The sequence below is a fragment of the Microbacterium sp. GbtcB4 genome (genome assembly GCF_019091465.1).
GTDB lineage: Bacteria > Actinomycetota > Actinomycetes > Actinomycetales > Microbacteriaceae > Microbacterium > Microbacterium paraoxydans.
On the sequence record NZ_JAGXJJ010000171.1, the window covers coordinates 1 to 266 of the forward strand.

Sequence of the window (266 nt, forward strand, 5' to 3'; positions counted from 1 at the left end):
CACCGACAGCAGCAGCGTCACGGCGAGCATGAGGAGGTTCGCCGGCGACTCGGCGGGCACCACCTCCTGCCCGGTGAGCATGCCGATCAGGAGGACAGCGGGGATGGTGGGGCCGACCGTCGACACGAGCGCGCCATGGCAGAGGTTGTTCACGCGCTGCGCCTCGCCGTTCAGGGCCGCGCGGGTCGAGGTGATCGACTCGGGGAGGAACACGGTGCCCGCGCTCAGCAGTCCCGCCAGGGCGGCCGGCGCGCCGCCCCGGCCGA

At 73.7% G+C, this 266-nt stretch carries 1 pseudogene; it reads right to left on the reverse strand.

The features are described from left to right. Nucleotides 1–266, reverse strand: a pseudogene (locus KVS71_RS17605) (calcium:proton antiporter); the annotation flags it as partial.